Below are 23,463 nucleotides of genomic sequence, written 5' to 3'. Positions count from 1 at the left end.
TTGACAAATATAACTACTAATTAATTAGTAGCAAAACTAATTGGTTAATATTTATACTAATTAATTAGTTAAACCAGTAAATACGGAATATTCAGGTAATGATTTTTTACCTTTAACAACTTTAGGAACAATTAATTACAATATCAAAATGAAGTATTGATACAAAAACCAAGATATTTTTGATCTATTAAATTAATGCCGTCGGAAGTTCGTAGAAAAATTTCAGGAGAAAGAAAGAAAGAAAGAAAAAAAGAAAGAAAGAAAGAAAGAAAGAAAGAAAGAATAAAGTTGCTTTTTTTGTCAATTCCTGACGAGAAGATTGAATATTTTAGTCTTCCAAGCTAATCTTCTTAGTCCTAATTTTTGAAATCGAAATCAAAATCACAGACAAAACCACAAAAGCGATTAAAACAAACAATCCGTTTACGAGAGCCGTCTCAAAACCTAATTTAGTTACGTCAATAAAAGGATAAGGGTAAAAATTGGTCATTATTCCGTGAAATAAAGTATAAAAAATATAAATGATCGGATATGCGAGCCAGAAAAAAATAACTTTAAAAGAAATCTTCTCGGGACTAACAAAAAACAGCCAATAGAAGAAAAATAAAACTGGAACAACAGTATGAAATATTTCGCTTACAATAAGATGATGTCCTTTCAAATCAATGATTGGGCGAAGAAGCAAATTAAAAACGATTCCCACAATTAGAATATAAACTGTTATAGCAGTGAGAGTTGTACATCTCTTAAAAAATGAATTCAGTTTAGAACTTCCGCCAAATAACAACATTGCGCCACAAAGAAAAACTATCGCATTGGTTAAAATTGTAAAAAAACTAAAAAAACGAACTGCAGCGCTAAAAAAAGTAAATTCAGGATTTTTTACCAGTAAATAAAACTGTACAGGCAAGGCGAATAATTCTAAGGCAAAAATAATACCTATCAAAATCTCCCCTTTTATTTTTGTGGTATTTTCTTTTTTCATATTTCGCTAAAAGTCAGATCACTAAAGTAAAAATTTTATTCGAGATAATTACAGCACTCTTTTCTGTTTTTCGCTTTCTGTAATCGTTTTTTCAAGTCTCGAGATCTGCGTTTTCTCCTGCTTGGCGCTCATAATCCAATGAATCATCACTTTTTTATACGAAGGCGCTTGCTTATCAAAAAATTCCCAAGCGGTTTTATTGTTTTTAAACTCCTTTTCGTAAGCATCTAACAACGGAACTGGTTCTTTTTCATGCGAATAAATCTTAGACTTATTTTCGGTTCTAAAACTAAATGCTTTCAAACCAGCATCTGTCATAAGTCCAGATTTAGTCAAATCTTCTATCTTCTGAATATTAATCGCACTCCAAATACTAGAAGGTTTTCTTGGAGTAAAACGTATCGTATAACTTTCCGTATCAATAGATTTTCGAACACCATCAATCCAACCAAAACAAAGCGCTTGATCAACCGATTCTGGCCAGCTCATAGAGGGCTTTTTACTCGTAACTTTATAAAAACCAACCAAAAGTTCTTTTTCGTCTTTGTGGTTTTTCTCTAGCCATTTTCTAAATTCTAACTGATCTGCAAAGAAAGTTGGAGTCATTTTGTTTTTTTATTATTTTATAAATGTATAAAATCCAAGATTATTTGGAAGCAAAATTTAAAGTAACATTTAAAAATCTATAATTTTAATAATTTCAAAAAAAAAGAAAGAATTAGATTACATTTTTAGATATTTTTTCATTATTATTGCAAGAATATTAAAACAAAAAAAATGAAAAACTATTTGATTAAATCCTTTGCATTATTATCAATTTTCTTTGTAGGATGTTCATCTGACGAAAGATTAGGAGATGATACATTACAAAAACCTCTTGCCGATTTTACATTTAAAGGCGAAGCTCAGGCACCAGCAAAAATTGATTTTGAAAATAAATCTACTGATGCTACAGATTATTTATGGGATTTCGGCGATAATGAAACCTCTCTAGAAAAGAATCCAAGTCATACATACACTTCTACAGGGAATTTCAAAGTACAATTAATTGCTACTGGTCCAGGTGGAACAGCAGTTGCTAATAAAAATATAACTATAACTGCTCGACCTGTACCAACTAGTGTTAAAATAACAAAAATTACGGTCACTGAAATGCCATTTGCTGATTATGAAGGGAATAAATGGGAAACTGGAAATCTTCAATTTTTTATAGTAGATGATGAAACTTATAAAGATCAGACTTCATCACAAATATTTAAAAATATTACAAAAACACAATTACCACTTACTTGGACACTCCAAACTCCTAAAGTAATCAGTAATCTATCTAAAAAATATGAATTCACAATAGTTAAAATTGAAGGATTCGGAGGTAATAATATCGGAGGTAAATTATATGCTACAATGTCAGATTACACAACAGGAGCCAATGCATATCCTGCATCAATTGATTTAGAGTATGATAATTCAAGTCTGCCAAATCATAAAGTTAAGCTTACAGTATACTTGAACTGGCAATAAATTATTATAATACAAAAGCTTCTTAAATTTAAGGAGCTTTTTGTTTTATATAAACACTAATAGCATCTTTCTTGCTTGTTTTTTTAACAAGAATCAAATCTAAACTACTCAACTAAAGTAAAGTTGGGGCTTTTCATTTTACAAGATTAATTCACTTTAATCTCGATAGAAATTTGTAAATTGCCTGCCGTCGCCTTCAACCGAATATTCTCTTTCTTCCCATTCGACTGAATAATAGCAATACATTTTCCATTAAACAATTTACAAGAATTTGCTTTAAAAGAATCCAAATTAGCCTGATAACCATTATCTACACCAACTAATTTTCCTCCGCCAGAAACTTCAAAGTTGACTAAATCCATGGCGTTTGGCACTAAATTTCCATCTTTATCAGTCATAGAAACGGTTACATAAACCAAATCGTAAGTATCATTTTTTATTGAAGTTTTATCAGCTTGCAAATCTAATTTAGAAGCTTCTCCTGCAGTTCGGATTTCTTTCTCTAAAACTACTTTTCCGTTCTTTCTTGAAACAGCTTTTAATGTTCCTGGTTCAAATTTTACACGCCAAGAAATATGCAAATCATCATTTTGTTTTGCTTTTTTTCCTAAAGATTTTCCGTTTAAGAACAATTCTACTTCATCAGCATTATTATAATACGTCCAAACTTCTACTTCTTGATCTTTTTTCCAGTTCCAATGTGGCAAAATATGCAGAACCGTTTTATTCGACCATTCGCTTTGGTACATATAATACACATCTTTTGGAAGTCCGGCTAAATCAACAATCCCGAAATAAGAACTTCTTGCAGGAAAAGGATACGGATCAGGTTCACCGATATAATCAAAACCCGTCCAGATAAAAGTTCCCGCCATGAAATCCTGTTTTTTAATTGTTTTCCAGTTCTCTTCGTGCGTTGCACCCCAATACGATTTTACCTGATCGTAAGCCGAAACGGTCCAATCGGCATTTCCGTCAAACGGAGCACCATGTTTGGTTGGCCAGGCTTTAATTCCGTCAGGAAAATCATAATGACCGCGTGTTTCTAAAGCCGAAACACTTTCTGAAGCTAATATCTTTTGTCCTTTAAATTTAGTTGGAAAATCTTTATAATCTTCATGTTTATAATTGAATCCTAAAAGATCTAAAGCTCCCGATTGGTAAATGAAGTTTTTCTCAATTACATTTTCGGTCAAAGCAGAAGTTACAGGGCGAGTTGTGTCTAATGCTTTTACGATTTTAGCTAATTCTCTGGTAATCGCAATTCCAGTTGAATCAAACTGCTCTCTAATTTCGTTACCAATACTCCACATTATTACCGACGGATTATTACGGTCTCTTTTGATAAAATCTTCTAAATCTTGTTTGTGCCAAGCATCCCAATCTTTGTGGTAATCATTGGTTACTTTTTTCTTTTTCCAAACATCAAAAGCTTCATCCTGAACGATAAATCCCATTTCGTCGCACAATTGCATCATTTCCAACGAATGCGGGTTGTGTGACATTCTGATCGCGTTTGCTCCCATTTCTTTCATTAAAGCCAGTTTTCTGCGAACCGCATGAATGTTTTCTACCGCACCTAAAGCGCCATTATCGTGATGCAGACAAACGCCGTAAATTTTAGTTGGAACACCATTTAATGAAAATCCTTTCTCTGAATCAAAATTAAAATATCTAAATCCAAGAGGCGTTTCGTAATTATCAACCAATTTCGATTTCTCGTACACTTTTGTAATCACTTTATACAAATACGGATTTTCTGTACTCCACAATTTCGGTTGATTTAAAACCAAATCATGAACTTTCTTTTCAGATGTTTTAGCTCCAATTTTTTCTGTTGAAGTATAATTGGCCACTTCTTTATTTTCTGCATTTACAATCGAAGTAACCAGTTTAAATTCTTTTGCCGAAGCATTATCATTATCAATCGTAACTTCTAAATGTATTTTTGATTTTGCTGCAGAAACTTCTGGAGTTGTAACATAAGTTCCCCATTTACCAACATGCAATTTTTCACTGGCAACCAAACGCACATTTCTATAAATTCCAGATCCCGTGTACCATCTCGAATTGGGTTGTGCATCGTTATCAACTTTTACTGCAATAATATTTTCTTTCCCGAAGTTTAAATACTGCGTTAAATCATAACCAAAAGAAATATAACCATTTGGACGAACTCCTAAAGATTTTCCATTTATAAAAACTTCGCTGTTCTTGAAAACACCATCAAATTCAATCGAAACTGTTTTGTTTTTCCAATTCGCAGGAATTGTAAAAACTTTACGATACCAGCCTTTTCCTGCAGGTAAAAATCCTTGTGCTTGTTTGGTTTTAATGTCTTTATCAAAAGCACCTTCAATACTCCAATCGTGCGGCAATTGAAGCATTCTCCAATCTGATGCATTGAAATTGGCATTTATCGCTTCTGGATAATCTCCTAATTTGAAGTTCCACTCTTTATTGAAATCTTCCACAATTCTGGCTTGTTTTTGTGCAAAAATTGATACCGAAAACAATAAGGCAATTGTAATTTTTTGAAATATGTTTTTATGTTTTATCATAAATATGTTTTTTATTCTAATCGTATTTTTCTGTAGAGACGCACCGCAGTGCGCCTACGTTCCAATTGTCCATACTGTGTGTTAGACGCACTGCAGTGCGTCTCTACAATCAAATTCGTTAACGAACCTTTGAACCTTTGTCCCTTTGAATCTTTGCACCAAAAAAAAACTATTGAAACTCAAAATTGTCCAACATTAATCCCTTCAAATCATCACCTTCCAACGTAATTTTATATGTTCCTGCATTAATATACCCTCCAGAAGTCGTATTCAAAATCTTCCATTTTTCAGGCGATGGAAAAAACTCAATCGTATCATTTCGCATTAAAATTCCGTAGGCATCTTCCATTTTGAATTTGACTTTTAATGGCGTTTCATTTCTATTCATAAAACGGAAACGCATTAAATAAATTCCAGCAACTCCAGGTTTTACTTCAAACTCGATGCTGTTATTGGTCTTTTTAGTGAATTCAATATAATCCGCTTTTTTGAAATTTCCTTTTTCGATTCCTGTTCCCGTTGTTTTTGTCTTTTCAGCCTCAATGATTACAACAGGTCTTGAATCGTCTTTTTCGCCCATATCGTAAGTGGGAACAATGGCAATTGTATTTATAATTTCAGCATTATCAAAAAGAAATTTCTCGTCTTTCTTTACTTTTTTAGTGAAAACATCAAATGAAATTCCGTTGCTGTTTTTCGCTTTTTCTTCTATTTTTTTATAATCTGAAAGCCTTTTTAATGTCTTTATTTTAGCATCAACTAAAATATAAACAGTCGATTCTTCTTTAGCTGTAAACGAACCTTTATTTTTAGAATGAGATGAAAACTGTAAATAATCTGCTCCAAAAACTTCCGAAGGTAATTCGGTAAAAACAATATCAGAATCTGAATATTGTTTTGAATTAATATCCAGCCATGAAGCTACTTTGTTGGTTTTATCATAAGAATTTAAAACCAGATTTTGAATGTTTTTTGAAGATTCGGATGCTGGTCTTGCATGAATATCTTTTGTTGCAATGGCAATTGCCGAAATAATCGCTTGTGAAGCCTTTACATTTGGAAACGAAATCACAATTTTTCCGTTTTTACTTTTTACCTTAAATACCTTTTTTAGCGCATTATCATGTCCTGCTTCTGCCCAAATATCGAAATCTTTTAAAACAACATTTTCGTTGATGGCAACATCAAACAAACGCCATCCTTTACAGTCTAATCCTCCGCCAGTTCCGTACCAAGGTTCTGTGAAATATAGTTCAATTAAATATTCGCCGTCTGATGCAGGAAATTCATAACGTAGTTTATCAACTCCGTATCTAAAACTTTGAAATAATTCAGGATCTTTTGTTCCGTTTATTGGATCGAAAGTTGTTCTCTGACTGGCAAAAAAGTCTGGAAGTTTTTCAAAATTATCTGTCCATGATAACGAACCCCAAGTATTTTGACCGTTTTTATGCGTATCGGTAAACCAAGTATTTCCAGCAGAATCTGTCAATTCAGAACCACCACAATTTACTCTATAAATATAATTATAACCTTTTTGAGCTTTTGTTATATCCTTTTTCTCAGACGTTAAAGCATCAAAATTTGGTGCTTTTGGAAAGTTATTTAAAACGATATAATCTTTAGCAACCGCTTTTCCGTTTACATATCCAACTGCATATAAAACATTGTATTTAATGTCGACATTGTTAAACTGAAAATGTTGTCCGATTCCTGGATTTTTTTGTTTTCCAAGTGAAGCTTTATTGACATCATTAAACAATTCTACTTCATCACAATTCGAATAGATATCGATTCCATTCTTGATTCCAGATTTTTCCCAACGACTTGGCCAAGTGTGCGAAACGATATACACCATCGGATTGGTTTTGTTCGAAACATAATTCGCGCGATACATATAAAAAGCATCTAAAGGCTCGCCCCAAATGGTAAAAAGTCCTTTGTAATTTACTGGACCGACTTTATCGATATCTCTAAAACCTTCTCCGTTTTGGACACGTCCCGGATTTTCGTGTGAAGCAAAAAGCCAGTTGAATTGTCCCGCAATTTTATCTTTTACTGATTCAGCTTCACGAACTTTAATTTCCATTAATTGAGAAAAACGGTTTTCGCTTAAAATTCCTTTTTGATCAAATTCACCTTCGGTATGTAAATCGGCAGAACGCCAAGCGCCGTATTCTCCATTTAATAACTGAGTTGTCATTTCCAGATGGTATTTTAGCGGATCTCCGCCGTATGTTCCCGACCAATTTTGAACGACATTCCAATCTGTTCCTTCTCCACCGTTACAAGTTGTTACGATTCTTTGAGAAGCAGATAACGGATCCATTTCTCGGATAATCTGTGTGCATTCTTCGGCAAATTCTTTCGGAATGGTACTTTCATTTTGCAATCCCCACATGACAACCGACGGGCTGTTTCTGCGTTCTTTAATCCATTCTCGTAATAAGGTTTTGAAGTTTTCTTTAAATTCTGGCGTATCGTACCAAATATGTGCTGAAAACTGACTCCAAAAAAGGATTCCGTTTTCATCTAATTCTTTTTGATATAATAAATTATGAGGCTGATGTGCTTCTCTAAAAGCATTAAATCCGCCCGCTTTGATTTGTTCTATTCGGGAATGAATCATTTCGTCTGAAAATGAATGGCTTTTTCCAATTAAGTGTTCGTATTCGCAAACGCCATTTATAAAAACAGGTTCATCATTAATGAAAAAACGATTGTCTTTTCCGTCACGACTCACTGGCCAGCTTACCCAGCGAATTCCGTAAGGCGTTGTTAATTGATCGATTATTTTTCCGTTTTCGTAAACTGAAGTCACCAATTTATACAAATACGGATTCGATGGCGACCATAATTTCGGATTCTGAATCTCAGGAAGTGTCTGAGCTATTTCTTTTGTTTCTCCTAAATTGATTTTGTTGTCGCTTTTTGTAATGACAACTTTCTTTCCTGAAGCATCCAAAAGAATATTTTCGATGGTTAAATTTCGCGGTGAAGTGCCATAATTCTTGATTTCTGTAGTTGTATGAAGAATCGCTTTTTGTTTAGAAACCGATTTATCGTTCCAGATATGAACACCAAACGGCTGAATTCTCACATCATTTGTAATTACCAAAGTAACTGGCCTAAAAATACCCATTGGCTGAGAACCTTCAGAAAATCCCCATTCTCCTGAACAGCCACCGCAAACCCAAGGCAAATCGGCAATAAAAGATGGATGTGAAGCTTTTACTAAAATGATATTTTCCTTGTCGAAAGAAACAACTTTTGAAATATCTAAAGTAAATGTAGTTCTCCCACCTTTGTGTTCGCCTACTTTTTTACCATTTACCCAAACAATTGCATACGAACTTACACCCTCAAAATAAAGGAAATGCTGTTTTGAAATGTCTCTTATATCTAGCTTTAGCGTTTTTTTGTACCAGGCGGTACCATGTAAATTTCCATGTTTTGTTCTTCTGAAACCATAATACTGATCCCAATTGTGAGGCACACTAACCTTCTGCCAATTGGAATCAGTTTCTGGATGGTCTACAAACCTCTCTTCCTGTGCGGGAAGATTTTCCAAGATTACGGTTTCCCAAGACGAATTCAGCGAAATCTCTTTACGAAACTTCCCTGAATCTTTGCTCTGACTCCAAACAAAGCAAAGACTTGAAAAAAAACAAAAAATAAAAAAAACTATTCTATTCATATTTTCTAAACCATATAAATGATTATTATAAGGTTATTTAAGTTATTCTATCGAGATTACCTCGCTTTTTTGTCATTCTGACGGAGGAAGAATCTTCGTAAGCAGCTCCGCATAGAAATGTCTCATTTTTTGTAGAGTTTCTTGCGGAGATTACCTCGCTTTTTTGTCATTCTGACGAAGGAAGAATCTTCGCAAGTAGCTCCGCATATAAATGTCGCCAATCTTTGTAGAGTTTCTTGCGGAGATCCTTCGTCCCTCAGGATGACAAAATTGTGGTGATACTTTTAATAAAACAACCAGTCAATAGCTGCTTTTTCTCCTGCATCGATATATCCAACATCGCGTGGTGTTATGGTTTGATCTGCATCGATAAAACCTAGAATCAATACTTTTCCTTTACCTAAATCCAATTTATTTTCGCCCGGCTGGAAAGTATAGGTATGAATGTTTACACGTGGTAAATCTTTTAAATTCATAGCGCTTGCCAAAATTACTTCGGCCTGACCGTGCGCGTTTCCTGCTGCGTCTGTTTCCAAACTTGGCGGCAATAAAAATCTCTTTTGATCTGAATTGAAATAACCCACCACTAATTTAACGGATTTTGTATTTCTGAACTTTAAATGCGTTCCTTTTTCGTTCTGATCATTTTCTACGAAAGTAAATCCTTTTAAGTTTTGAAGCTCTGGAGCTATTTTGGTCAATTCAGAAATATCTGTTCCGTAAACTTTTGTTCCGGTTTTAACTAAATATGTTCCCGGTTTTTCATCGATGAAAGTTACTTCTGCCGGTTTCCAAGGTTTTCCTTCTTTGGTTTCAATTTTACCATCTTTTGAGGCTTTTAGCTTTTCTAAATTTCTTTTAAAATTAGCCAACTCACGTTCGTAATGAGGTAATAATTCCGCCCAAGTTTTGTTGTTTCCGTCGTCTCCCCCAATTGGGATTCGGCGTTGAGCGGTCTGCATACTATTCGCATAGTAATAGGTATCTTTTGTCAAGTTTACCAATAATTCGTAATGCTCGATGCTTTTCTCTAAATGAGGCATTGCTTTGTCTAAATCGGCAATGTCATTGGAATAACTGTATCTTAAAACCAATAAAGCGGCTTTTACTTTTTCTGAGAAGAAATCAGCAAACGCTTTGTAGGCATGAATATCATTTTTAAGACGTGCAAATTCTTCTTTATCTTTTGTTACGCTGGCTTCAGCTTTATCAATTGCTTCAACAGCCAATCTTCCGTGTTCTGTGATTTCAGCAATAATCTGCGTTGGAAGTTCGCCAGAATGCGGTTCTTTGTTCCATTCTTTTTTAGCATATTCTAAAAGCAATTCACCAGCTGGTCCGCAAGATTCGTGAAATCCTGGATAAACTCTCCATTTCGACGGATTTACCAATTGACTTTCGAACATTCCTAATAATAAGGTTTGACGGTTTCCTTCGGTAATTCCGAAACGTCTTAAGGTTTTTGGAGCAATTTCTCCTGTTTCTTCGTAAGCTTTTAAAATATTATTAGCTGATTCTTGAGAAGTTCCGAATTTCGCAGCTAAATCATTATCCCAGAATTTAACTTCTTCGTTTCGATCTCTTTTGCTGTCCCACGCATATCTTGCCCAAGCTTTGTACCAAATCCAGTCACGATCCATTTCTAATAAACGTTCTCCCGATTTCGTTTTATCTGCCGAATATGGCCAATCCCAATACGATGCCTGCGGATATAAATGCAGTGCATTTGCACCGTGAACGCTGTGCATTGCTTTTACGGTTTTCTGGATAAAATCTGGTGAACCGTATCTGAAAGGTTCTAGATTCGCCAAAATATGAACGTTTTCAATATGAATTGATTTAAGCGCACTTAACTGTTTGTGTGTTTCTCCCCAAGGTCCGCCTGGCGTGTAAGTCGTTAAAGATTCTCCTGTATATTTACTTTCTGTGTAAAGATTTTTGTATAATGGAAGTGATTTTTCCATTACCAAAGGTCCGTCTGTATCATGAGAACGAAGGATAATTGGCGGTTCTTCTGTTTTTCCTAATGCTTGTAAACCGTCACGAACACCTGGAATAATAGTTTTGGTAAACCATTCCACGTCGTCATCAACCGTGTTGATTGCTTCCCCCAAACAAACCATTAAACCCACATTTGGATATTTTTCGATAAAAGCGGCAATAGATTTTCTGGTGTAATCTGACAATAATGGCGTAATCGGTCTAGAACGATCCTGCGTTTTAATGTTATAATGTTCTGCAAAAGGCTTAGAAACAAGAATATTATAGAACATCTGAATTACCCAGATTCCGCGTTTGTTTGCCTCAACTGTTAGGAATTTATAGATTTCTTCGTTCTTTTTGAAATCCTCATCGCTCACTTCAACTGCAAACGGATAATCCTTTAATTTTACTAAAGAAGCAAACGGATGTCCGTTCCATAAATACAGCGAGTTCATGCGGTTTTCTACCAGCATATCCAAGTATTTTACCCATAAAGCTTTATCATAAAACCAAGGGAAAGTTTCTGGCGTATACGGATATTCGTAAACATCACGTCCCGGAAGATAAACTGGTTTCTGCATTCCGATACAAGCGCCTCTCAAAACCATTTCCGGACTGTCATCAATACTAATTTCTGAAGGAAGCTGACCTGATTTTTTGATTCTATCTGCTAATTCTAATGCACCGTACAAAGTTCCTGAAGCATCTGCTCCTTCGATGTAAATGACATTATTTTGAGTACGAATCTGAAAACCTTCTTTCTTAGTTAATTTGCTGTCGTCAATTTTAGCGCTTTTGGCATTCTGTTTCCAGAAATCGGTTCCTTTTTCTCCAATTACGATTACTTTATCTTTTGATTTTTTGAATTTAGCTGAAGAAGTTATACTGAAACCTTTTGCTGTAAGTGTTTCTGATAATTTTTCTGCTCCAAATTTTGCTCTCGGCGAATTTGCATCACTCACAACTGTGATATTCTGCGCTGTCGCGAAAGAGACATAAAAACATAAAAAAAGTAATTGTAAATATTTCATGGTATAATTTAATTCATTAAAAATTCTCATCTAGTTTGTCATTTCGACGAAGGAGAAATCTTCGCAAGTAACTCCGCATCGAGAATCAATCTTTGTAGAGCTTCTCGTGGAGATTTCTCCTTCGTCGAAATGACAAAAATGAGAAAACTATATTTTTAATTCTGGAAAATTTTCTTCAAATAAGCCACATTTGCTCCGTAATTGGCTTTTACATTATGAACTTGTGTTACGTCACGAGAACGCTCTACAATCAGCCATCCGCTCCATTTCATTTCATCTAATGTTGCTTTGATTTTTGGCATGTCAATCGCGGGGTCGTTTTCTAACCAAAATTGATCAGTATTCGAAGCATGAATCTGCGCTAGATATTTCTTGCCTAAGATTTTTAATTCTGATGAAATATCCCTTTTATTGTCTAAAGCATTCGCAAAATTGAAAGAACTTTTAATGTATTTTGAACCGACTTCATCTAAAAGTTTTTTTTCTTCTGTGGCGCTCAAAGAAGTTTCAATTGCAATTACACCACCAATTTTCCCGACTTCTTTTCCTGCCCATTGTAATCTTTTAATTACTTCTGGACGCAATTCCGGATTTTTAACTAAATCGGTCTGAGTTCCTAATGGAAGATATGCCACTTTTACTTTCATGTTTTTCATCGCCTGAATACAATCGGTAATCATAGGCGTGATTTCTCTGGTGGCAAAAGATTGCGCATAAAAACCAGACATTGCAATCGAGCTGATTCCAACTCCAGTTTCTTTTGATTTATCTAAAAACTTTTGTCTTTCTACAGGATCACCTAGTTTGCTATCAAAAGTTGGTCTGTTTCCTAAACCTCCCATATCTAGCTCGATTCCGTCAGCTTTAATTTCAGCAGCCAAACCAAAAGCGCCTAATTTTTGTCTTTTTAAAATCATCCAATCGCAAACCGCTACTTTATATTTTTGCTTTTTATTGGAAGACTGAGCCGTTGCGCAACTGTTGAATGTCGTGGACATCACAAAAAGCATTGCAATAAATAAATTTCTTTTAGATTTCATGCTTATATTTTTTTTTGCCACAGATTAAAAAGATTAAAATGATTTTTTTCTAATCAATCTCCATAATCTGCCAAATCTGCGAGAGTATTTTTTTTCACGCAGATTTGGCAGATTGAGCTGATTTTTTTAATCCATTTAATCCTTTTAATCTGTGGCTATATCTTTATTACTCTTCTTCGGCTTTTACCGCTGTAACAACTTTTCCTTCTTCACCTGGCCAGATACCATTTTTGATTGGAAGTGTAACTAATTTACTTGGATCCACTTTTACATATTTCAGTTTTTCTCTTCTCCAAGTGTAAACAATATGAACCATACCGTCTGAACTTTGAATCATCGATGGATATGAATATTGACTGATTTTTGAATCTTCTAAAACCAAAGCAGCATTCCAGTGAATTCCATCTTTAGAAACCGAAACATTCAAAGGCGTTCTTGGTCCTTTTGCTTCTTTTCCTGGAGGAAGTACGTGATTGTAAACCAATAAATGTCTGCCGTCTTTAAGTGTTACAGCATCTGTTCCTGAGTTGTTATTTGGTAATCCGATTAACTCTACATCCGACCAAGTTTTTCCGTTGTCTTTTGAAAATGTGCTGAAAATAGCTCTATTTCTAGTTCTTCCGATGGCCTGAATACTTCCGTCCTTATGAAACAAAATACTTGGCTGAATCGCATTGATTTTTTGTTTTCCTCTTGGAAGCGTATCGCCCATAACCCAAGTTTTTCCGAAATCTGGAGTATATTCCATGCGAAGTCTCCAGCCATCGCCTTCAATACTTGACGGACATAATAAAGTTCCGTTGCTTAATAAAACAGGTTTATTTTTGATTGGTCCTAAGAAACCATCCGGCATTTTTTTAGCCTCAGACCAAGTTTTTCCGCCATCAGATGAAGTTCTGATTACGCCCCACCATTCTGATGGTTTTGGTCCTATTTTGTAGAATAACATTAAATCGCCTCCTGGAATCTGATATAAAACAGGGTTCCAAGTTGGTAATCTTGGACCTTCTTTCATAACACCGTCGGCTACTTTTACACCTTCGTTCCAAGTGTCGCTTCCTTTTGGTTTGATGGCAACATAAATGCAAACGTCAGGATGTCTTTCGTGCGTTCCTCCAAACCATGAGGCAACTAAATCACCATTTGTAGCTTCGACAATTGTAACGGCGTGGCAAGACGGATAAGGCGCTTTATCGTAAATAAACTGATCTACTAAAATTCCTTCTTTCCAAGTCTTTTTCTCTAAAGCCGATTTACAACTTCCTAAAAGGAAAAGTCCAAACAAGACAAATGCTAATTTTGTTATCTTCATTATTAATTAAATTATGAATTATTTTTTTTGACTTTAAATACATACCTAACATTTTTTTAGGTAAAAATATTTAATAAGTGTAAAAATAACACTAAAAAATTAACAATGTATCCTGTACTGTCCCGAATTATTAAAAATGCAGATTATTTAACGTTTATCGCAAAATTTCCTGACGAAAGTGTGACCTTTATTTGATTTTTTTCTACCGAATAAGTGTAAGAAGTCTTATCCAACCTCTGTTTATTGATTGAAACAGCTGCAATATCGCTTGCAGGAAGACACACAATTGCAGAAGTATTTGCAGGAACTGTAATATTCCAAACCAAAGCCTTTTTATCTTTTTTCCAATCGCTTTTAATTATTCCGTAAATCGATTCGTATGAAGCATTTACATAAGTCAATCCAGCGTTGAAATCTGGTTTCATAATAATTTGTTTGAAGCCCGGAGTTTCAGGATTGCTCTTGATTCCTGCCATATTTTCGTAATACCAAATCAATAAATCGCCTAAAAGCATGACGTGGTTTTGCGAGTTCATTGCGGGATCAGCAGTATTCCCGTTCCATAATTCCCAAATCGTAGTTGCGCCGTTTTCTACCATATACCCCCAGCTTGGATAGGTTTTGTTTGAGGCTAATTTGAAAGCCAAATCGCCACGCCCAAAATTGGTTAAGGTTCGCATTAAAAACTGTGTTCCAATTACACCTGTACTTACATGACCATTTTTAGTCACTTCTACTTCATGCACTAAGTTTTCAAAAACTTTTTGTTCTAATTCTTTAGGAACCATTCCGAAAGTCAAAGGCAGTAAATTGGCTGTTACGGTATTATTGGCGTAGTTGTTTTTGGTTGCATTAAAATATTTAGCGTTGAATGCTTTTTTGATTCTTGAAGCTAATTCGTCGTAATGTTTAATATCATTTTGTGCATTGGCGATTACTGCAAATTTCTTCATGATATTTAAAAGTTGATAATAAAACGCACTCGAAATCAATTCACCATCTGTTAAACGTGAAGGATCTTTCGAACGAATTAATTCCAAAGATTCTGGCGGAACGCACCAATCTCCGTATTTATCTTTGGTCATGATATCATCAACCAAATAATTTGCTTCCATATAATCCATCCATTTTTTCATCGACGGATATTGTTTTTCTACTACTTTTTTATCTCCAAACTGCTGATACAGCATATCTGCAACAGTAATATACGTTCCCGGCCAAGTCACATTATCGCCGTAATAACGCCAGAAAGCTGGTGCTACATCTGGAATTCCGCCATCGATAGTTTGGGCATTTTTAATATCGTCTAACCATTTGGCATATAAAGTCTGATTATCAAATAAAAAACTTTCGCCGTAAGCTCCAGTGGTTCTATCTCCCAACCAAGGCTGACGCTCATTTCTCTGCGGACAATCAATTGGCATTCCTTTATAATTTCCACTGATTCCCCACCAGGCATTCTTAAAAATCTGATTCATTATTGGGTTAGAAGAATCAAAAGTTCCTGTTGTCGCAATATCATCGTAAACGACTTTTCCGACGAAATTTTCTAAAGTTGGTTTTGTTTTGAAACCCGAAATTTCAACAAATCTAAATCCGTGAAAAATAAAACGGGGTTCCCAAACTTCTTCGCCTTCACCTTTTAAAGTATAAATATCCGTCGTTTTGGCATCACGTAAATTAGCAATATATAACGAACCATCTGGTTGTAAAGATTCGGCAAATTTCATAGTGATTTTGTCGCCTACATTTCCTTTTACTTTCAATTGTAACCAGCCCACCATATTTTGCCCCATATCTAAGATATAAGTTCCTTTTGGTGTCTGTTTGATTGAAATCGGTTTTACTTCGCGTTTAATCTTCATATTCGCAGACATCTGTCCTTCATAGAATCCGCCTGGTTCCTGAACATATTCTGCTGAAAGCCACTTTTTATCATTAAAATTAATGGTATTCCAGCCTTTCATTTCTTTACGGGCATCGTATTCTTCGCCGTCGTATTCGTTATTCGATAATATTGGTCCGTCAGTTGTGATTTTCCAAGTATCATCGGTTCTAATCACCTCTTTACTTCCATCAGTATATTCTACAAACAATTGCAAAGCCATTTTAGGGTAACCAAAAGTTTTGATTTTATAGGGTTTATAGTCTTGACGCATCGTAAAAAAACGTCCGTTTCCTAAAATCGTTCCTAATGCATTTTTTCCTTCTTTCAATTGTGAAGTCACATCAAAAACATTGTATTTCACGTTCTTCGTATAATCTGTTGGAACAGGTGCTAAGACTTGATCACCAATTTTATTTCCGTTAATGTATAACTCATACAAGCCCATTCCCATGATATAAACCTTGGCACTTTTGACTTTCTTTTTCAAGTCAATTTCTTTTCTTAAATATCTCGCTGATAATCGAGAATATTGCGAAATACTATCTCCCGGAGAAGTTTTCTCATAACCAATCCAACGAGTCGATTTCCAGTCGGCATAAGTTAAAATTCCGATACTGAAATGTGCTGTTTCTTTTGATTGAACTTCGCCTTTATTCGTAAAAACCGTTACTTTCCAGTAAACATCTTGTCGGTCTTTTAGCTTTTTTCCGTTGTAAATTACATTTACAGATTCGTCGCTTTGCACTTTTCCGCTATCCCATAAATCTGCGTTTCCGGCATTTAGTTTTTCTAAAGATGAAGAAGCTAAAATTTGATAATGAGTTTGTTTTACATCATTTACGCTTGCTTTAATTTTCCAGCTTAGTCTTGGCTGTAAAACGTCAATTCCTTCCGGATTGGTGAGCATTTCGCATTTTAAATCGCTCACAATAATTTTGGTTTGGGCTTTCGCCGAAATTGTGAAAAGTGAAATGATTATTGTCAGATGTAAAAAAAACTTTTTCATGGTAATATTTTTAAGCTTTTGGCTTTATTTTTTTTTCTCGCAGATTTTGCAGATTTAGCAGATTATTTTACTCTATTTTTTAAATCTCAAATCTGCTAAATCTGCGGGAGAAAAATATGCACATTTTTTGTCATTCCGACGAAGGAGAAATCTTCGTAACTCCACATTCAAAATCGACAATCTTTATTGAGCTACTAACGAAGATTTCTCCTTCGTCGAAATGACAAACTAGATCGTTAAATGTTTAATATTATTCAGAAACCAACTTCTCTAATTTCTCAGACACTGCAATTTCTTTCCCGTTTTTAAAGATTCTGAAACCTTTTCCTTTATGATATTTTTCTCCAGTTTTATCCCAAAGAATCGTAATAATATTTCCATGATACAAAACATTATCCAGACAAAACCAATCCCATTTTTCTTGTGGAATCAACGGATTTACTTCAATCTTTTCATCAGTTCTTGGGCGTAAACCAACCAAACCTGTAATCACTAAATCATTGAAAGTCGAATGATTATAATAACGGCTTCTTTCTCTGTCGCCCATTAACCAATAACCCGTTGTTTCGTCTAAATATTCGCCAAGATAAGGTCTCCCTCTGTAATACTGGGACTGCACGTACAATTCCATTTGTTTGAAATAATCGGGTTTGGCTACAAAATTCTGATTGTAATTATTCAAAACATTCGCTAAAGCAGTTAACGTCTGCGAACTTGCAAATGGCCAAATCGCCCCGTCCCATTCGCAGGTTCCTGTTCCGTGTGTTCTAAATCTTGGACTTCTTCTTTCCGCCGTTGTTAAACCAAACGGAGCCGAAAATCCTTTTTCATCCTTAATCTGCTCCCAGGCTTTTTCAAATCCTTTGTTTTGCTCTGGAAGATTAAAATACCACGGAATAAATCCAATCGCTTCTCTAACTTGTGCTAATGTATCTTTTTCTGTAAAAGTTTCAAAGAACTCACTTTTCTTATTCCACAATTTCGTTTCTACTAATTGTTGCAAAACGTCAGCTTTTGCCTTGAATTTTGCTTCAACATCTTTATCGCCTTTCAATTCAGCCATTTTAGAAATCGCTACAGCATTCCCGTACATATAACTGTTTATCGTTGGTCTTGCATTTTGCACTTTTCTTCCTCCGCTTAAAGATTCTTCCATTCCATCTTTCACATCATGTTGCCAGAACAAACCATCTTTGCGTTGGCGATCTTTTTCCCAAACGGCATAATCGGTAACCATATCTGGATACAAATCCAATAAGAATTTTTCATCTTTATTTACCAAATAACGATTATACAAAGCATCGGCTGTCCAACTGCTGAATTTATACAATTTGTTCATCGGTTTTCCATCATTTCCTCGATACAAAAGCTTCACATCCTGCTCAATGTATTTGGGATCATGAACCCATCTAAATTCGTTAATATGATGTCCCAAAGCACAACTAATCATATTGTATTTATCTGCATAAGAACGATCTACCAAAAACTCTGTAATTGCAAATCCCTGTGGAGTATTCTTAATATGTTTTCGAACGCTCCACCATCTGAAATAATAGATTTCCTCAAAATTCTGCTGTGGGCATTCAAACAACGGAATATTTTTTTCCATCCAAGCCCACGCACTGTCATTCGGAATCGCAAATTTTAAGTTTTCATCTTCCATTGTGTTGAAATAATCCACATAATGTTTAAAGTTTTTTTCTTTTAAAATTACTGATTTTCCTTTTTGAGAATGTTCCGCAGTCGATTTGCAACCGCTGTTTATACAAGCGATTACTATTGAAAGTGCTATTATTTTATGTTTGAAATGTTGTAACATATTCTAATTATTATTTTAAAACTAATTCTTTGGGCGTGTCCCTCCGGGTCGTGCTGTCCGTTCCCGCTTCCCGATGAAAAATCGGGAGAGCTCCACTTCCACCACTCACGCAAGAGACCTTTACGTTTTCTCACTCCTACAAGGTTTCCAAAACCTTGTAAGTGCTATATTTTATTTTTTCAACCCAATCTTGTCATTTCGACGAAGGAGAAATCTTCGTTAGAAACTCGACAAAGATTGGCGATTCACTTTACGGAGTTACTTGTGGAGATTTCTCCTTCGTCGAAATGACAAACTGTCCGTAAAACTGTAAATACCTAACAGGTTTTTAAAACCTGTTAGGATATGAAATTAATTCCCCGTAAAAGTATACGTCTGCCCTGCTTTCATATTCACATCGTAAATATTGTAAGTTGGCAATTGTACTTTAGGCAATTTTGCTTCATTAGAAATAATCGGTTTCTTCACTTCTACATCATAAAACAACGGATTCGAATTTTTTCCTTTTGCTTTTTTAAGCGAAGAACCTTTCAACGTATTCTCAACTTTCAATCTACAGTTTCCTCCTATTTTCGAATAGATTTTCAACTCCGAAACTTTATTATTTTTCCAAGTCATATCAATTACAAATCCGCCTCTGGCAACCAATCCTTTTATACTTCCATCTTTCCAAACTGTTGGTAAAGCAGGCAGTAAATGAATCGCATCTTCCTGACTCTGCATCAGCATTTCGGCAAAACCGGCTGTACATCCAAAATTACCATCAATTTGAAACGGCTGATGTGCATCTAACATATTCGGATACGTTCCGCCACCTTTTCTCTGATCCGCTGTTACCAAATGCAATTGATCCTGAATCAATTTATAAGCGTGATTTCCGTCTAATAATCTCGCCCACAAATTCACTTTCCACCCCATTGACCAGCCAGTAGATTCGTCTGTTCTGTAAATCAAGGATTGTTTAGCAGCTTCAAATAATTCAGGTGTTTTAATTGCTGAAATCTGATTACTCGGATACAAGCCATACAAATGCGAAACGTGTCTGTGATTGTCTTTTGGATTGTCCCAATCGTCCTGCCATTCCTGCAATTGATTGTATTTACCTACTTTCATTGGAGACATTTTTGCCAAAGCATCACTCACCTTTTTCGCATAAGCAGCATCTGGCGAAACCAAAGCCGAAGCTTCGATAACATGTGTAAACAAATCAAAAACCAATTGATTGTCCATTGTTGTTCCCGATGCAATTGTTGCTTTTCCTGTTCCTCCTGCGTGTGTATTTTCAGGCGAACTCGAAGGAACAACAACTAAATATTTTGTATTAGGATCAATAACCATGAAATCTAAAAAGAAATCAGCAGCGCCTTTCATGATTGGATAAATTTCTGCTAAATATTTTTTATCACCAGTATATAAATATCTTTCCCATAAATCCTGACAAACCCAGGCACCGCCCGTTGGCCACATTCCTGATGCTGCTGAATCTACCGGAGCGGTAACACGCCAAATATCGGTGTTGTGATGTAAAACCCAACCATTTGCATTGTACATCATTCTAGCTGTTTCTGCTCCTGTTACACTTAATTCTTTTGCCATTTGCAAAAATGGTTCGTGCATTTCCTGTAAATTGGTTACTTGTGCCGGCCAATAATTCATTTCGGCATTGATGTTGGTCGTGTATTTACTATCCCAAGGCGGAGTGACCATATCGTTCCAAATTCCTTGTAAATTGGCTGGCTGTCCTCCTGGCTGTGAACTTGAAATTAAAAGATAACGTCCAAACTGGAAATATAAAGCAGCTAATTGCGGATCAAATTGTTTAGAGAAATCTCTAATTCTTTCGTTTGTTGGCTTTTTAACCAAATCATTTGAACCTAAATCTAAAGATACTCTGTTAAAGAATTTTTGGTAATAATCAACGTGCGCTTTCTTTATAGTTTCAAAATCTTTTGTTTCCGCTTTCGCTAAATAACCTTTGCTTTTCGCAATTTCATCTCCTGAAATATCCTGATAGTTTTTAAAGTTGGTTGCAATCGAAATGTATAAAGTCACTTCATCAGCCTTATTGATGCTTAAAACGCCGTTGCTGGCATCGATTTCTCCGCCTTTGTTTTTAGCCGTTAATCGACCTTGAAATTTTACTTTTCCTTTTACCCCTTCAAAGTTAGTTCCAACTCCCGAAAGGATAATCTGGTTTCCTTCTGTCGAAGCGACGGTTTTATCAATCGGACTGTTCATGAAAACATTACAAGTAATCTGTCCTGGCTGACTTGCAGAGAGTTTCACCACAATAACCTGATCTGAAAATGCGGTTAGAATTTCTCTTGTAAATTCGACGCCATTTACTTTGTATTTTACTTTCGCCGTCGCATTGCTGATATCTAAATCACGGTAATAATCGGTATATTTTTGATGTCCGTTGAATGAAATATAAACGCTTCCAAAAGTCTGATACGGCATTCCGTCATTGGTTTGCGACATAATATCTTTCGTAGCCAAATCTTGCGCTTCGTCAAATTTTCCATCAAAAATAAGCTGTCTTACTTTTGGCAAAGCCTCTATCGATTTAGAATGTGCGTTACTGTTTGGAGAACCCGCCCAAATCGTTTCTTCATTCAATTGCAAACGTTCTACTGCTGGATCACCAAAAACCATGGCACCCAAACGTCCGTTACCCAAAGGCAAGGCTTCGTTCCAGATTGCTGCTGGTTTATCGTACCATAATTTCAGATCACTTTGAGCTGTTGCTGTTAAGGAAAAAATTCCGATACAGATTGCCGCTACTTTAATTTTTAACTTCATAGTATATTTTTTTTCAGCCACGAATTACAGGAATTTGCGCTAATTTCTTTTTAATTTTTAGCCACAGATTAAAAGGATTATTTGGATTTCTTTTTTAATTAAATAATCTGTGTAAATCTTTTTAATCTGTGGCAGAAAAAAAAATTCGTGCCAATTCGTGAAATTGCTTCGCCTGTTCGCTATCGCTCGGGTCGTGGCAACGTCTATCTTATTTCTTAACCTCGTAAACTTTCAGATTTTTTTCTCCGAACATTTCATATAATTTGTTGATGTCTTTCAATGCATTTTTTGGCAGATTTTCAGCTTTGTTTCCAAAAACATATAATTTCTCATAAGGTTCAATCACACACGTCGATTCGTCGATTTCGCCTTTGTCGTTCTTCACTTTATTCAAATCTAAATTTAAATATTTCGCCATAAACGGATACAAAGCCATACGTTTCGAGATTCCGAAATCATGACCTTCTTTTGCAAAATGAGCATTTTCAACTAAATCTTTCTTCCCATATAATTCATAGGTTCTTTGGATAAAGGGAAATTCCAATTCTGGAACTGCTAATGTCCAGTCTTTTCCGTCAGAAACAATCAATTGCGGTTTTGGTGCCATCATCGCTGAGATTTCAGCGTTATTAGTTCCGTTACCGCATAAGTGAATCCCGCGTCCGCTTTCGCATGGACAACCGCCTGAGAAATGAGAAGAAACCATTACAACTGGCGCTGAAACTTTTACTCGATCGTCAATTGCAGCTAAAAACATCGTATGCGACCCCCCACCAGAACCGCCTGTAACGCCAACTCTTGACATATCAGCATTTTTTACCGTTGCTAAATAATCCAATAAACGAATTCCGGTTAAAACCTGAACCGTCGATGCAATACTATTTCTATGCGTTTCTTCTGGAAACTGCAATAACGATTCTCCCCAAGCAAATAAATCATACCCTACAACGATTGCTCCCATTTTGGCCATCATGGCACAACGGTACTGCTCGTCTTTTCTGTATCTTCCGTCGCCAAAATGTCCGTCAGGTGTTAAGATAACAGCTGCTTTTTTATTTAACGGATATGGTTTGTAAATCGATCCTGTTGCATAAACTCCCGGCAGAATTTCCAAAGCAATATTTTCAACACTGTAGTCTTTATAAATTCTTTTTGGAGTTAAAAGTGGTTTAGATTTTGGCATTGGGGGAGCCTTTTCTAATCCAAATGAGGTTATCATACAAGCTTTTAACTCCGTTTTGCGTTTTTCCCATTCTTCTTTAGTCGAATAAAGGTTTTCTAAGTAAAACAAGCGTTCTTTTCCTTTATCAACTGAAACTTTATGGTTTTCATACTTGCGTATGATGTAGGTTCCATCGGGTTGTTTGAAATACATCAATTCAAACGGTGCTAAAATATTAGTCAGCGAAAGTGGCAGATTTCCAGGTTCAATTCTCCAATCGGCATAATCCAGTTCTTTTCCTTTTAATAAACCTCTGTCGTCGTTGATTGTGACGTTAAAAAGAGTTTCTATTTTTTTCAGTGTTTCTGATACTGGTTTTCTAAAATTAGTGTCAGAAGTGCTTTGCGCATTGGCAAATGTCAAAGCAAAAATGGAAACTAGGATGATGTATTTTATTCTTTTCATTATTACATTTTTTTGATTTGCCTCCTGCTTTAGCTGGAAGAAAACAAATTGATTTCTAAAATTGGCTTTAACCGAACTTAATTATTTGGCTAAAGCCCTGTGAATTGTCTTATTTTGAACCTCCAGCTAAAGCAGGAGGCAATTAATTTTTTCTGTTTTTTTTCGAGTTTAATTACAATTCATAACTCATA

12 protein-coding genes are annotated in these 23,463 nt (G+C 35.4%); 1 reads left to right on the top strand and 11 read right to left on the bottom strand.

What is annotated here, in order from left to right; all coding sequences use genetic code 11:
• Positions 1-328 precede the first annotated feature (328 nt).
• Together DM444_RS19615 and DM444_RS19610 are read right to left on the bottom strand one after the other, a co-directional pair.
• A complete protein-coding gene (locus DM444_RS19615) occupies positions 329-985 on the bottom strand; it encodes a Pr6Pr family membrane protein (protein ID WP_111289783.1) in 657 nt (218 codons plus the stop codon).
• A gap of 48 nt (positions 986-1,033) precedes the next feature.
• A complete protein-coding gene (locus tag DM444_RS19610) occupies positions 1,034-1,591 on the bottom strand; it encodes a YdeI/OmpD-associated family protein (RefSeq protein ID WP_111289781.1) in 558 nt (185 codons plus the stop codon).
• 171 nt (positions 1,592-1,762) lie between these two features.
• Between DM444_RS19610 and DM444_RS19605 the strand changes: the two genes are divergently transcribed.
• Positions 1,763-2,506, top strand: a complete 744-nt coding sequence (locus DM444_RS19605; RefSeq protein WP_111289779.1) for a PKD domain-containing protein — start codon at positions 1,763-1,765, stop codon at positions 2,504-2,506.
• A gap of 146 nt (positions 2,507-2,652) precedes the next feature.
• On the opposite strand, the gene DM444_RS19600 is transcribed toward DM444_RS19605, so the two are convergent.
• The 9 genes from DM444_RS19600 to DM444_RS19560 all read right to left on the bottom strand — a co-directional run bounded on the left by DM444_RS19600 (position 2,653) and on the right by DM444_RS19560 (position 23,272).
• Complete coding sequence (locus DM444_RS19600) at positions 2,653-5,067, bottom strand: sugar-binding domain-containing protein (protein ID WP_111289777.1); 2,415 nt, start codon at positions 5,065-5,067, stop codon at positions 2,653-2,655.
• A 169-nt stretch (positions 5,068-5,236) separates the two neighbouring features.
• On the bottom strand, positions 5,237-8,764 hold the full coding sequence (locus DM444_RS19595; protein WP_111289775.1) for a malectin domain-containing carbohydrate-binding protein: 3,528 nt from the start codon (positions 8,762-8,764) through the stop codon (positions 5,237-5,239).
• A gap of 284 nt (positions 8,765-9,048) precedes the next feature.
• A complete protein-coding gene (locus DM444_RS19590) occupies positions 9,049-11,808 on the bottom strand; it encodes an alpha-d-galacturonidase (RefSeq protein WP_239455730.1) in 2,760 nt (919 codons plus the stop codon).
• A gap of 125 nt (positions 11,809-11,933) precedes the next feature.
• Positions 11,934-12,818 (bottom strand): sugar phosphate isomerase/epimerase family protein, encoded by an 885-nt coding sequence (locus tag DM444_RS19585; RefSeq protein ID WP_111289773.1) that lies wholly within the window; start codon positions 12,816-12,818, stop codon positions 11,934-11,936.
• A 166-nt stretch (positions 12,819-12,984) separates the two neighbouring features.
• On the bottom strand, positions 12,985-14,130 hold the full coding sequence (locus tag DM444_RS19580) for a sialidase family protein (RefSeq protein WP_111289771.1): 1,146 nt from the start codon (positions 14,128-14,130) through the stop codon (positions 12,985-12,987).
• A 143-nt stretch (positions 14,131-14,273) separates the two neighbouring features.
• Complete coding sequence (locus DM444_RS19575; RefSeq protein WP_111289769.1) at positions 14,274-17,024, bottom strand: glycoside hydrolase family 78 protein; 2,751 nt, start codon at positions 17,022-17,024, stop codon at positions 14,274-14,276.
• A 250-nt stretch (positions 17,025-17,274) separates the two neighbouring features.
• Positions 17,275-18,843, bottom strand: a complete 1,569-nt coding sequence (locus DM444_RS19570; protein WP_111289767.1) for an MGH1-like glycoside hydrolase domain-containing protein — start codon at positions 18,841-18,843, stop codon at positions 17,275-17,277.
• 351 nt (positions 18,844-19,194) lie between these two features.
• Positions 19,195-21,645, bottom strand: coding sequence for a glycoside hydrolase family 95 protein (locus tag DM444_RS19565; protein ID WP_111290147.1), 2,451 nt, complete (start codon positions 21,643-21,645; stop codon positions 19,195-19,197).
• Positions 21,646-21,853: 208 nt separating this feature from the next.
• The gene (locus tag DM444_RS19560; protein ID WP_111289765.1) at positions 21,854-23,272 is read right to left on the bottom strand and encodes an acetylxylan esterase; all 1,419 of its coding nucleotides are present in this window, start codon (positions 23,270-23,272) and stop codon (positions 21,854-21,856) included.
• Positions 23,273-23,463 lie beyond the last annotated feature (191 nt).

It is taken from the genome of Flavobacterium ginsenosidimutans (genome assembly GCF_003254625.1).
Classification (GTDB): Bacteria; Bacteroidota; Bacteroidia; order Flavobacteriales; family Flavobacteriaceae; genus Flavobacterium; species Flavobacterium ginsenosidimutans.
This window is presented reverse-complemented; position numbering and strand designations above follow the sequence as displayed.